13 protein-coding genes are annotated in these 11040 nt (G+C 72.9%); 1 reads left to right on the top strand and 12 read right to left on the bottom strand.

The window, feature by feature from the left end; translation table 11 throughout:
- The 10 genes from TR50_RS10430 to TR50_RS10385 form a co-directional block, all read right to left on the bottom strand.
- Positions 1 to 579: biotin carboxylase N-terminal domain-containing protein (locus tag TR50_RS10430; protein ID WP_042418151.1), on the bottom strand; the 579-nt coding region annotated here is incomplete at its 3' end.
- 113 nt (positions 580 to 692) lie between these two features.
- Positions 693 to 1229, bottom strand: a complete 537-nt coding sequence (locus TR50_RS10425; protein WP_052440900.1) for an acetyl-CoA carboxylase biotin carboxyl carrier protein — start codon at positions 1227 to 1229, stop codon at positions 693 to 695.
- Positions 1219 to 2973: an acetyl-CoA carboxylase carboxyl transferase subunit gene (locus TR50_RS10420; protein ID WP_042418150.1), complete on the bottom strand. Its 1755-nt coding sequence runs from the start codon at positions 2971 to 2973 to the stop codon at positions 1219 to 1221. The genes TR50_RS10425 and TR50_RS10420 overlap by 11 nt, the downstream gene beginning before the upstream one ends.
- Positions 2974 to 3032: 59 nt before the next feature.
- Positions 3033 to 3362: a TcmI family type II polyketide cyclase gene (locus tag TR50_RS10415; protein ID WP_042418147.1), complete on the bottom strand. Its 330-nt coding sequence runs from the start codon at positions 3360 to 3362 to the stop codon at positions 3033 to 3035.
- A gap of 17 nt (positions 3363 to 3379) precedes the next feature.
- On the bottom strand, positions 3380 to 3865 hold the full coding sequence (locus tag TR50_RS10410) for an SRPBCC family protein (protein ID WP_042418144.1): 486 nt from the start codon (positions 3863 to 3865) through the stop codon (positions 3380 to 3382).
- 1 nt (position 3866) lies between these two features.
- Positions 3867 to 4124, bottom strand: a complete 258-nt coding sequence (locus TR50_RS10405) for a phosphopantetheine-binding protein (RefSeq protein ID WP_042418142.1) — start codon at positions 4122 to 4124, stop codon at positions 3867 to 3869.
- Positions 4125 to 4164: 40 nt separating this feature from the next.
- Entirely contained in the window at positions 4165 to 5418 is a 1254-nt protein-coding gene (locus TR50_RS10400) for a beta-ketoacyl synthase N-terminal-like domain-containing protein (RefSeq protein WP_042418139.1), read from the bottom strand.
- Complete coding sequence (locus TR50_RS10395) at positions 5415 to 6683, bottom strand: beta-ketoacyl-[acyl-carrier-protein] synthase family protein (protein WP_042418136.1); 1269 nt, start codon at positions 6681 to 6683, stop codon at positions 5415 to 5417. Before TR50_RS10395 ends, TR50_RS10400 begins: the two co-directional genes overlap by 4 nt.
- Positions 6680 to 7102, bottom strand: coding sequence for a cupin domain-containing protein (locus tag TR50_RS10390; RefSeq protein ID WP_042418134.1), 423 nt, complete (start codon positions 7100 to 7102; stop codon positions 6680 to 6682). The genes TR50_RS10395 and TR50_RS10390 overlap by 4 nt, the downstream gene beginning before the upstream one ends.
- A 50-nt stretch (positions 7103 to 7152) precedes the next feature.
- Positions 7153 to 8352: a SchA/CurD-like domain-containing protein gene (locus TR50_RS10385; RefSeq protein ID WP_063775049.1), complete on the bottom strand. Its 1200-nt coding sequence runs from the start codon at positions 8350 to 8352 to the stop codon at positions 7153 to 7155.
- Positions 8353 to 8684: 332 nt separating this feature from the next.
- Here TR50_RS10385 and TR50_RS10380 point away from each other — a divergent pair, with 332 nt between their 5' ends.
- On the top strand, positions 8685 to 10334 hold the full coding sequence (locus TR50_RS10380; RefSeq protein WP_042418131.1) for an FAD-dependent oxidoreductase: 1650 nt from the start codon (positions 8685 to 8687) through the stop codon (positions 10332 to 10334).
- A 98-nt stretch (positions 10335 to 10432) separates the two neighbouring features.
- Here TR50_RS10380 and TR50_RS10375 read toward each other — a convergent pair whose 3' ends face one another.
- Positions 10433 to 10732, bottom strand: coding sequence for a hypothetical protein (locus tag TR50_RS10375; protein WP_042418128.1), 300 nt, complete (start codon positions 10730 to 10732; stop codon positions 10433 to 10435).
- Between the two features lie 91 nt (positions 10733 to 10823).
- Positions 10824 to 10952: a hypothetical protein gene (locus TR50_RS49710; RefSeq protein WP_269084788.1), complete on the bottom strand. Its 129-nt coding sequence runs from the start codon at positions 10950 to 10952 to the stop codon at positions 10824 to 10826.
- Between the last annotated feature and the right edge of the window lie 88 nt (positions 10953 to 11040).

The following is an 11040-nucleotide window of genomic DNA, read 5'->3' as shown; positions in this document are numbered from 1 at the left end:
GCCGAAGACGGCGCGGGCGTGCGCCCGCGTCTCGTTGTAGGCGGGTCGCAGATCGGCCGGGTCGCGGACGACCGCCATGCCGCGACCGCCACCGCCCGCGACGGCCTTGAGGATCACCGGGTAGCCGACGCTCGCGGCGAGCTCCTTCGCCTCCTCCGCCGAGCCGAGCGCCCCCATGCTGCCGGGCAGCACGGGCAGTCCGGCCAGGTCCATCAGCCTGCGGGCCTCGGCCTTGTCCCCCAGTTGCTGCATCACGGCCGCGGGCGGCCCGATGAAGACGATGCCGTTGGCCTCGCAGATCTCGGCGAAGTCGGGGTCCTCCGACAGGAAGCCGTAGCCCGGATGGATGGCCTGTGCGCCGGTCTGCCGGGCGGCCTCGATGAGGGCCGGGATGTTGAGGTAGCTGTCCTTGGACGGCGGCGGCCCGATGTGCACGCTCTCGTCGGCGAAGCGCACCACCGCGGAATCGCGGTCCGCGGAGGAGTACACCGCCACCACGCGGATGCCGAGCTCCCGGCACGCGCGGGCCACCCGCAGCGCGATCTCTCCGCGGTTGGCGACAAGAACGGTCGAGAACATGAGGACCAACTCCCTCCTCGCAGGGCGGACGGGCCGTCGTGGGGCCCCGGGGTAGCGCGGTGGCCGGTTGCGGCAAGCGCAACCGGCCACCTCCGCCGTCCTCTGACGGCGGATCAGGCGTTCTGTTCCACAGGGACGGGCTCGAGCGCGATCAGCATCTGGTCGTACTCGACCGGCTGCGCGTTGGGGGCGATCATCTCGACCACACGACCACCGGTCTCGGCGGTGACCGTGCTCATCATCTTCATCGCCTCCAGCACCCCGACCGGCTGACCCGGTCGGATCACGTCGCCGATGCGGACGAACGGCGCCTCGTCCGGAGCGCTGGCATGGTAGAAGGTGCCCACCATGGGCGCGCGGACGTAGCTGCGCGGATCGTCCCCGAGGACGGCCGGGTCACCCGGCAGCCCCGCCCCGGCGAGCGTTCCCAGGGCGTCCGGCACCCCGCCGGCGCGCGGCGGGTCCGGCCACTCGACCTCGACGGTCGTCTGCCCGTCCTGCATCCGGATCCGCCGTGGCGGCTCGGGCGCGGACCTGGCCAACTGGGTGACGCTGCGGCACACGGCGTCCAGCACCGCGCCCGTCTCCGCTCCCGCGTCCGCGTCCGTCACCTCCGCGGCGTTCTCCTTGTACTCGTCGTCAGGCTTCACCGGTCACCTCTTTCAACGCTCGGTTCGGCTCGTCGACGCCGAAGCGGTGGAAGTGGTCACGGCGCGCTCGGACCAGACGCCGTGGCTCCCAGGGGTCCAGCTCGTCGAGAGCGGCCTCCAGTGCGGCGCCGAGCAGTGCCGCCGCGCGCGTGGGATCGGTGTGCGCACCGCCTGGGGGCTCCGGTACGACACCGTTGACGATACCGAGACGCAGGAGTTCTGCCGCGCCGACGCGCAGGGCGGAGGCCGCTGTCGACGCCGCGTCGGAGTCCTTCCACAGGATCGCGGCGCATCCCTCCGGGCTGATCACCGAGTAGATCCCGTTCTCACAGATCAGCACCCGGTCCGCGACCGCGAGAGCGAGCGCCCCGCCGCTGCCGCCCTCGCCGGTGACCACGGCCACGATCGGCACGGGAAGCCCGGCCATCAGGCGCAGGTTCTCGGCGATGGCCACGGCCTGGCCGTTGCGCTCCGCCTCGGGGCCGGGGTAGGCGCCGGGCGTGTCGACGAGCGTGACCACGGGGAGTCGCAGCTTCGCGGCCATCCGCATGAGCCGGGCCGCCTTGCGGTAGCCGGCCGGGGAGGGCATGCCGAAGCTCCGGCGCTGCCGTTCGGCCAGTTGGCTGCCGCCCTTGTGATGGCCGATCAGCATGATGGGGCGTCCGTTGAGCCGTCCGGGGCCGCCGACCACGGCGGGGCAGTCCGCCCCGAGCCGGTCGCCGTGCAGCTCGTGGAAGCCGTCGAGCAGGTGCGCGGCGTAGTCCAGGATCGTGGGCCGCTCGCAGTGGCGCGCCAGCTGCACGGGCGTCCACGAGTCCACGGCCGGGACCTGGTCGGCGCAGCGCAGGATGTGCTCGGGCGCACGGCCCGTCGAGCCGTCCCGGACGAGATCCGCCGGCCCGGGGGCTGGTCCAGGCTCCGGTGCGGGGTCGGCAGGGTCGGCTCGGTGGTCCTGGAGCGCGAGCAGCTGGGCCAGCACGGTTCGCTGGGCCGCCCGGGGCACGATGTCGTCGATCAGGCCGTGCCGCAGGAGGAACTCCGCCGTCTGGAAGCCCGGCGGCAGGGTCTCCCCGATGGTCTGCTCGATGACCCTCGGGCCCGCGAAACCGAGGCGGGCCCCGGGCTCGGCGAGGATCACGTCCGCCAGGGTGGCGAAGGACGCGGCCACGCCGCCGTAGGTCGGATCGGTGATCAACGAGATCACCAGGATCCCGGCCTCGTCCAGTTCGGCCAGGGCCTGACTGGTCTTCGCCATCTGCATCAGCGAGAGCGCGCCCTCCTGCATCCGGGCGCCGCCGGAGGCGGTGACCAGCAGCAGGGGGACGCGCAGCCGCAGGCTGGTCCGCGCCGCCTCCGTGATCAGGGCTCCCACGCTGCACCCCAGACTCCCGCCGAGGAAGCGGAAGTCCATCGCGGCGACGACCACCGGCCAGCCCTCGACGGTGCCGCGCACGCAGACCACGGCCTCGTGCAGCCCGGTCTCGGCCCGCGCGTCGAGCAGCCGCTCGGGGTAGGGACGGGTGTCGACGAAGTCGAGCGGGTCGTGCACGGAGTCGATGTGGGGAATCGGCAGCGCGGAGCCCGGGTCCAGAAGCTGGTCCAGACGCTGGGGCGCGGTGAGCCGGGCATGCGTGCCGCAGTCGGGGCACACGCGCAGGGAGCGGATGAACCGTTTGTCGTAGATGAGCCGGACGCACTGGTCACAGCGGACCCACGCGTCAGTCGGTCCTTCGACGTCGACCATGCTGGTTCCTTCCACGTACGGGTGGCACCGGGCCGACCGGGGTGCGGCGCGGGCCGGGGTCAGTCCGGGTTCCGCTCCCACCGGTAGAACTCGCGGGCCATCGCGTCCTTGGGCTCACGCCAGGTGTCCGGGTCGTAGGCCTGGACGTAGGCGGCGAGCCGCTCGCTGACGTCGCGGAACTCCGGGTGGTCGTGGTACCGGGCGACCTTGGGGCCGGGGGGCTGCTCGGACTCGATCAGGTGCAGGTACAGGTCGCCGAACTGGAAGAGGCTGCGCCCGGTGACGCCGATCAGCTGGGGCAGTTCCCCGCTGTCGGAGGCCGCGAAGGTGGCGGCGATGTCGTGGGCGGCGTCGGGCCTCATGCGGGCGACGATCAGTGCGCGGTGCATCAGGGGGTTCCTCCCTCTCAGCGCGGCAGGGGCTGGGACGAGCTCCAGCCCGCCTCCTTGGCGCGCCGCTCGACCTTGTCGCGGATGACCTCCATCTGCACCCGGGAGTTGCGGTTGATGAGCTCGGTCATGCCGGCGTCGTCCACGGGCGCGGTGGGCTTCATGGAGAAGTCCTGGACCCAGCGCATCGAGGTGCCGCCGGGTAGCTCCTGGTAGTGCCAGGTGATGTCCATGTGCTCGAACGGGCCGGTCTCGACCCGGTGGGCCCGCACCGTCAACGCGGGCCGGTCGGCCTCGCGCTGGGAGACCCAGGACCAGACGGCGCCGTTCTCGTCGGGGTGCATGGTCAGCCGGAAGGTGACCTTGTCGCCGTTGCGTTCCAGCACGTCGACGGACGCGTACTCGGTGAAGAGCGACGGCCAGCTCTCGAGATCGTTCGTCAGATCCCAGGTGAGGTCCAGCGGGGCCGCGATGGTGATGGTGTTGTCGGTGTGTCCGGACATGTCACACTCCAGCCTTGAGCTGCTCGTTGACGATGGTGAGGAAGGCGCGGGGGGTCTTGGCCATCTCCGGCTCGCCGCCGATGGAGCGGCCGTAGCGCTTCTCCAGCTCGGAGACGATGCCGAGCAGGCCGAGCGAGTCGAGGTCGAACACGGCGAACTCGGCGTCGGGCCGCTCCTCCAGGGTCGCGGTGTCCACGTCCAGGCCGGCGCGGCCCTTCATCAGGGAGGCGAGTTCGTCGTAGGTCACAGGGCCGTTCATGGGGTTCTCCTTCGTTCGGGTCGGGAGCGGCACGAGGCGGTCAGGAGTGGCCGCCGTCGTCCGCGCGGCGCAGCACCAGCGCCGAGTTGCAGCCCATCAGGCCGCGGCTGAGCACCAGCGCCGTCCGCAGCGGCACGCTGCGGGCGTGGCCGGTGACCACGTCGAGGTCGACGCGGACCTCCGCGACGTTGGGGGTGGGCGGCACCGCGCCGTGCTCCAGGGCGAAGACCGCCGCGGCGACGTCGAGGGCCGAGGCGGCCGAGAACGCGCGGCCGAACCCGGCCTTGGGGGCGGTCACCGGGACGTCGGCGGCCCGCACCCCCAGCGCGTCGCTGATGGCGAGCGCTTCGGCCTGGTCGGCGGCCGGGACGCCGAGGGCGTCCGCGAAGACCACGTCCACCTCCTCCGGGTCGCAGCCGGCGTCGTCCAGGGCGCCTTGGATGGCCCTGGCCAGCCCCTGCCGCGAGTGCTCCCAGGACCGCGTGCCGGTGAACGTCGAGGCGTGGCCGACGACCTGGGCGCGGATGCGGGCGTCGCGTCGGCGGGCCCAGTCCTCGTCCTCCACCACGAACATGGCGCCGCCCTCGGCGGGCGAGAAGCCGCAGGCGTGTTCCGTGAAGGGGAGGTACGCCCGATGCGGGTCCTCGGCGAGGCTGAGCTCGGGGTAGCCGAGCTGGCAGACCATCGAGTAGGGGGCGAGCGGGGCCTCGGTCGCGCCGGTCACCACGGCTCTGGTGCCGTGCCCGAGGGCGCGGCGGGCGTGGGCGAACACGTCCAGCCCGCCGGCCTCGTCGTTGGCCAGCACGCCGCAGGGTCCGCGGAAGCCGCCGCGGATCGAGATCTGGCCGGTGCTGGCGGCGTAGAACCACGCGATGGACTGGTAGGGGCCGACGAAGTGCGGCCCGTTTCCCCACAGTTCCTGGAGTTCACGCTGGCCGAACTCGCCGCCGCCGGAGCCTGCGGCGGTGGTCACGCCGATGGTGAAGGGCGCCTGCGGGTCCCCGGTGAGCCGGGCGTCCTCGAGGGCGAGGTCCGCGGCGGCCATGGCGAAGTGCGTGAACCGGTCGGTCTGCACCAGGAAGCGGCTCTCGACCAGCGGTTCGGGTTCGAAGCCCCGGACCTCGCCGGCGACGCGCAGCGGCAGATGGGTGCAGCCCTCGCGGCTGACCCGGTCCAGCGCGACGGTCCCCTGCAGCACGGCCTTCCAGAAGCCGTCGCAGCCGCTGCCGTTGGGCGCGATGACGCCCGCGCCGGTGATCACGGCCCGCGGCGGCGTGTCGCTGCTGCGTCTCATGGCAGCCTCCGGTCGGGATGGGTGAGCACGACCGCGGACTGGAAGCCGCCGAACCCGCTGCCGACGGACAGCACGTTGCGCAGGCGCTGCTGCCGGGCCGTGCGCGGCACGTAGTCCAGGTCGCACTCGGGGTCGGGGGTCTCGTAGTTGGCGGTCGGCGGCACCACGCCGTGGGCGATGGCCAGGGCGCAGGCGGCCAGCTCGATCGCGCCGATGGCGCCCAGCGAGTGGCCGACCATCGACTTGATGGAGCTCATCGGCACCGCGTAGGCGTGCTCCCCCAGTGAGCGTTTGACCGCCGCCGTCTCGTGCCGGTCGTTCTGCCGCGTGCCCGAGCCGTGGGCGTTGACGTAGTCCACCTCGCCCGGCGAGACCCGGGCCTGCTCCAGCGCCCGGTCGATGGCCTCGGACATCTCCCGGCCCTCGGCGGTCAGCCCGGTCATGTGGTACGCGTTGCCGAAGGTCGCGAATCCGCTGATCTCGCAGTAGATCCGCGCCCCGCGGGCCAGGGCGTGCTCGCGCTCCTCAAGGAGCAGCACCGCCGCGCCCTCGCCGAGCACGAAGCCGTCGCGTTCCGCGTCGAAAGGCCGGGAGGCGTGGGCCGGGTCGTCGTTGCGCGTCGAGGTCGCCTTGATGGCGTCGAAGCACGCCACGGTGATCGGGGAGATCGGCGACTCCGACGCACCGGCCACGACGATGTCGGCCTTGCCCTCGACGATGCTCGCGAAGGCGTGTCCGACGGCGTCCAGGCCCGAGGTGCAGCCGGTCGAGACCGTCTGCACCGGCCCGTGGGCCCCCACGAACTCGGCGACCTCGGAGCCGAGCGTGCTGGGCGAGAAGGCCCGGTGCAGGTGCGGCCCCGAAGCGCCGGGTTCCACGTCCCAGCGGGCGCCGTGCTCGCTGACGGCGACGTAGTCGTGTTCGAGCCGGGTGGTCCCGCCCACGGCCGACCCCAGCGACACGCCCATCCGCCAGCCGTCCAGCCGGGAGGTGTCGAGCCCGGAGTCCCGCAGCGCCTCGGCCGCCGCGACGAGCGCGAACTGCACGTACCGGTCGGTGCGCGCCGCCGTCTCGGGGTCGAGGCCGCCGGCCAGCGGCTCGAAGTCGCACTCGGCCGCGATCCGGGAGCGGAACGCCGCCGCGTCGAAGAGGGAGATCCCCCGGGTCGCGGTGCGCCCGGCGGTCAGCAGGTCCCAGAAGGCCGGGACGCCGACGCCGCCGGGGGCGACCACGCCCAGTCCCGTCACCGCCACGCGGCGCGTCATATGCTCGCCGCCCGCGCGTCGGCGGACGGTTCCTGCCCGTCCTCGGTGTCGACGTGCCCGAGCTCCGGGCGCGGCGCGAGCGGACCCAGGTGGAACACCATCCGGGCCTGCGCGGCGCCGACGTTGCGGAAGCGGTGCCGCATGTCACGCGGGATCAGCAGCCCCTGCTCGGGACGGAGCGGGTGCGCCTCGCCGTCCAGGTCCACCTCGAGCTCCCCGGCCACGACGAACACGAACTCCTCGGAGTACGGGTGGTAGTGCTCGCCGATGCGCTCGCCGGGCTCGATCAGCGCGAGGCCCATGAATCCGCTGGTCGCCCCGACCGTGGTGGGGGTGAGCATGGCGCGCAGGTCGCCGCCGCGGCGTCGGTTGGGTGGGACGTCACCGAGGCTGACGATACGGGTGGGTTGAGTGGTCATGACTCTCTCCCGAACTGTGCGTACGAACGGTTCGTACGAAAGGACGGTGCTCAGGACGAGGCGGAGACGCGGTCGGTGATCGGGCGCATCGCGCACCCGGCCAGGAACCGCGCCAGCGCGGGCTCGTCGGCGGCGAACGTCGGATCGCCGAAGTCCAGGTGGAGGCGGAGCTGCTCCACCGTCCCGGAGTCGAGGCCCGCGGCGTGCCCGGGGACCTCCTGGTACGGCCGGCGCAGGTCGACCATGCGCATCAGCAGGTCGTCGCGCGCGAACATGGTGCTCTGCGCCAGCGGACTGCCGGCCGCGGCCGCGGCCTTGACGTCGTGCTCCCCCAACAGCCGTGCCGCGTCCACCGCATGGCCGCGTCTGACCGGGTAGAGGAACGCGTGCCGGGTGACCTCGCCGCCGTCGGCGGGCCGGCCGTCGGCGGCGTGCCGCACGGCGGGCAGGGCCGCGTGGGCGAAGAAGGCGCGGGCAGAGGTGGGGTCGGCCAGGTCGCGGGCCTCCTCCAGATACGGGTTGATGGCCTCCTCGACACGCCGGACCTCCGGCTGCATGGCCACGTGCCGCAGGGCGTTGCCCAGGTCTCCCTTGACCTCGACGGCCCGCACCACCTGGTTGCCGCGCATGAACAGCGAGGTGCGGCACAGCCGCGTCGTCTCGTCGACCTGCGCCCTGGGCGACTCGTAGCCCGACAGGATCTCCGCCACCCGCTCCTCGCTGCCCGGCTTCACCGTGAACGCGATCGCGTGGCGCACCAGGCCGCCGCTCGCCAGCGGCGGGGCCGGCAGCGGGTCGGTGCTGCGCGCGGGACGTCCGGTCACCGGCCGGCCCGGCGTCACGCCGGCCGCGGCACGCGCGGCGCGGGCGGCACGCTCGGAGGGGCCCCGGCCGTGCCCGAAGCCGGTCTCCGGGGTCTGCCGGGCGATGACGAACCGCAGCGAGCGGGTGTCGGTCACGCAGTTGTGCAGCGGCTCGACCAGCGCGCGGTGGGCGTCGCTGTCCACCCAGCTCAGGAAGGGCTCGGCGCTCTCCCACTCACTGGTGATGAGCCATTGGGAGGAGTTGCCCAGGGACTGGCACAGCTGGTCGCTGATGTGTCCGGGCACGCTCGCCACCTGATGGCGTATCTGGTCGTAGGCCGCCAGGAAACGCTGTTCCTGGCCCTCGTGGACGTCCAGCAGGAGCACCACCCGAAGGTGGCCGTCCGCCGAGGTGGGCATGGGGTTCTTGGTGTCGTCCGTGGTCACCACAGTCGTTGCTTCCTCTCGCCCGCGGCGTCCGTGCCCCGTTCTCGCTGGGGAACGGGTGGCGCCGCCAGGGGGCACGCGGTCGGGGCGTCCACGCCCGCGACGGGGATCGTCGGCATATGCCGAGAATCGGTGCTACGTACTCGATCCTTCGACACGTCCGCCGAGGCTGCGCGCTGTGTACGTCAACCGAGTGAAGAACCGGTCAACGCCACGGCCGCCGGGGACACATGCAGTTCAGGCGCGCGAAGGGCCTCCCACCCCGCCGTGCGACCGCACCGCGGTGCGCCGTGCCCGCACCGCCTCCTCGCCGAACTCGGAGCCCATTCCCCATGACCAAGGTCGATGACCACGTCCCCGTGCTGATCTCCGGAGGCTCCCTCGTGGGGCTGTCCACCTCGCTGTTCCTCGGCCGCCTCGGCGTCCCGCACCTCCTGGTGGAACGCCACGCGGGCACCTCGCAGCATCCGCGCGGACGCGGCAACAACGTACGGACGATGGAGCTGTTCCGCACCGCCGGAGTCGAGCAGCGCATCCACGAGGCCGCCTCGGTGCTCGCGGAGAACCACGGCATCCTCCAGGCCGACACGCTCACCGGCGCCGAGCAGGAGTGGCTGTTCCGCCAGATCGACCCCGGCGGCGGCCTCTCCCGGCTCAGCCCGGCCGGCTGGTGCCTGTGCTCCCAGAACGACCTGGAGCCGGTACTGCTGGCCGCCACCCGGGAGCTCGGCGCCGACATCCGCTTCGGCGCCGAGCTCGAGTCGTTCGAGCAGGACGGGGACGGGGTGACCGCCGTCGTCAAGGAACGCGCGACCGGCCGGACCAGGACCGTCCGGGCGCAGTACCTCGTCGCGGCCGACGGGCCGCACAGCCCGATCCGGGAGCGGCTGGGCATCGGCCACAGCGGCAAGGGCGACCTGTTCCACAACGTCAGCATCACCTTCCGCGCCAAACGCCTGGCCGACGCGGTCGGAGACCGCCGCTTCATCGTCTGCTACCTGAGGAATCCCGAGGGCTCGGGCGCGCTGCTGCCGGTCGACAACAAGGAGGCGTGGGTGTTCCACGCCCCCTGGCGGCCCGACAGCGGCGAGACCCTGGAGGACTTCACCGACGAGCGCTGCACGGCGCTGATCCGCGCCGCGACGGGCGTGCCCGATCTGGAGGTCGAGATCACCGGAAAGGCGCCCTGGCACGCCGCCGAACGGGTGGCGGACCGCTACGGCAGCGGGCGGGTCTTCCTCGCTGGCGACTCGGCCCACGAGATGTCCCCCACCGGCGCGTTCGGCTCCAACACCGGCATCCAGGACGCCCACAACCTGGCCTGGAAGCTCGCGGCGGTGCTGCAGGGCTGGGCCGGCCCCGGGCTGCTGGAGACCTACGACGCCGAACGACGCCCCGTCGCCCTGGCGACGGCGGCGCGCGCCTCGGCCCGCTCGGCGGAGCACCGCCACCCCGGATACGACGTCAGTCCCGGAACGGGACGTCAGGCAGGCATGCTGGCCGTGGTGCTGGGCTACCGCTACCGCTCCAGCGCGGTCCACGGCGTCGCGTCCGACACGTCCGACGGCTCCGACGCCGGCGCCGTGCCCGAGCAGTTCCGCGCGAGCGGCGAACCGGGTAGCCGCGCCCCGCACCTGTGGCTGGTGGCCGACGGGACGCGCATGTCGACCCTGGACCTGTACGAGCGCGGCCCGGTGCTGCTGACCGGCCCGGCCGGCGCGTCCTGGCACGAGGCGGGCCAGCAGGTGGCGCAGGCACTCGGCCTGCCCCTGAACTGCCTTCCGGTCGACGCCGGGTCCGGGCAGGGGCCGGCCCTCGCCCCGGACGCCGAGTCGGGCTGGGCCCAGGCCCACGGAGTGAACGACGACGGCGCGGTCCTGGTACGCCCGGACGGCTTCGTCGCCTGGCGCGCCGCCGGCGCGTCGGACCGACCCGTCCAGGTCCTGACCGAGGTGCTGACCTCGGTCCTCAGCCGCGGCTGAGGACCGGGCACCCGGACGGAGCAGGCACAGCAGAGGCCGGGCCGGTGCGGCAACCGCTCGCACCGGCCCGGCCGTTGACTCCTGTTCAACCCGCTGTGTCAGGCGGCTCCGCTCACACCCGGCCCGACGAAGCGGCGGTGCAACGGCGAGAAGCTCACCTGCGGCTCCTCGGTGACACCGAGCCTGCGGACGACGGGCATCAGCCGCTTCAGGCTGAACTGCTGGAAGGCGGCCTCGGTGTCCCAGATGTCCACGACGTGCAATCCGTCGGCCTCGAACCAGGACGCGTGCATGATGCCGCCGTCGGGAGCCCTGTCCTCCCAGTGCACGACGGCTCGGGCGGACTCGTACTGGTCGGGCGTCACACCCGCCCAGCGCATCGACATCACGACAGCCATGGGAGTCTCCTTAGCTGGTCAGTCGCTGACCCCCCACGACGACGATAGATCGCACACGTCCTGCGGGCATCCCGAAGCGGTCACCGCGGTGCTACGGCTGGCAGGTGACGGTGTCGCCGCTCACGAGCGGGTCGGGCAGGGCGCCGAGCGACTCCCAGGAGCCGTCCGCCGCCCCCGGAGGCAGGACCGACCGTGCTCCGGTCTGTTGACTGTGCGTCAACCGACCGACCCTGGAGCTCCCCTACGTCCTCGTCACGCTTCCGACGATCCGACGAGGGAGGACCGGCCGGTGCCGGAGACCGACACGA

The sequence above is a fragment of the Streptacidiphilus anmyonensis genome (assembly GCF_000787855.1).
GTDB lineage: Bacteria > Actinomycetota > Actinomycetes > Streptomycetales > Streptomycetaceae > Streptacidiphilus > Streptacidiphilus anmyonensis.
This window is presented reverse-complemented; position numbering and strand designations above follow the sequence as displayed.

Coding starts and splice junctions, on each gene's coding strand:
- TR50_RS10395 (WP_042418136.1), bottom strand. CDS start 6,683: ATGACGCGCCGCGTGGCGGTGACGGGACTGGGCGTGGTCGCCCCCGGC.
- TR50_RS10400 (WP_042418139.1), bottom strand. CDS start 5,418: ATGAGACGCAGCAGCGACACGCCGCCGCGGGCCGTGATCACCGGCGCG.
- TR50_RS10420 (WP_042418150.1), bottom strand. CDS start 2,973: ATGGTCGACGTCGAAGGACCGACTGACGCGTGGGTCCGCTGTGACCAG.
- TR50_RS10405 (WP_042418142.1), bottom strand. CDS start 4,124: ATGAACGGCCCTGTGACCTACGACGAACTCGCCTCCCTGATGAAGGGC.
- TR50_RS10380 (WP_042418131.1), top strand. CDS start 8,685: ATGACCAAGGTCGATGACCACGTCCCCGTGCTGATCTCCGGAGGCTCC.
- TR50_RS10375 (WP_042418128.1), bottom strand. CDS start 10,732: ATGGCTGTCGTGATGTCGATGCGCTGGGCGGGTGTGACGCCCGACCAG.
- TR50_RS10390 (WP_042418134.1), bottom strand. CDS start 7,102: ATGACCACTCAACCCACCCGTATCGTCAGCCTCGGTGACGTCCCACCC.
- TR50_RS10410 (WP_042418144.1), bottom strand. CDS start 3,865: ATGTCCGGACACACCGACAACACCATCACCATCGCGGCCCCGCTGGAC.
- TR50_RS10415 (WP_042418147.1), bottom strand. CDS start 3,362: ATGCACCGCGCACTGATCGTCGCCCGCATGAGGCCCGACGCCGCCCAC.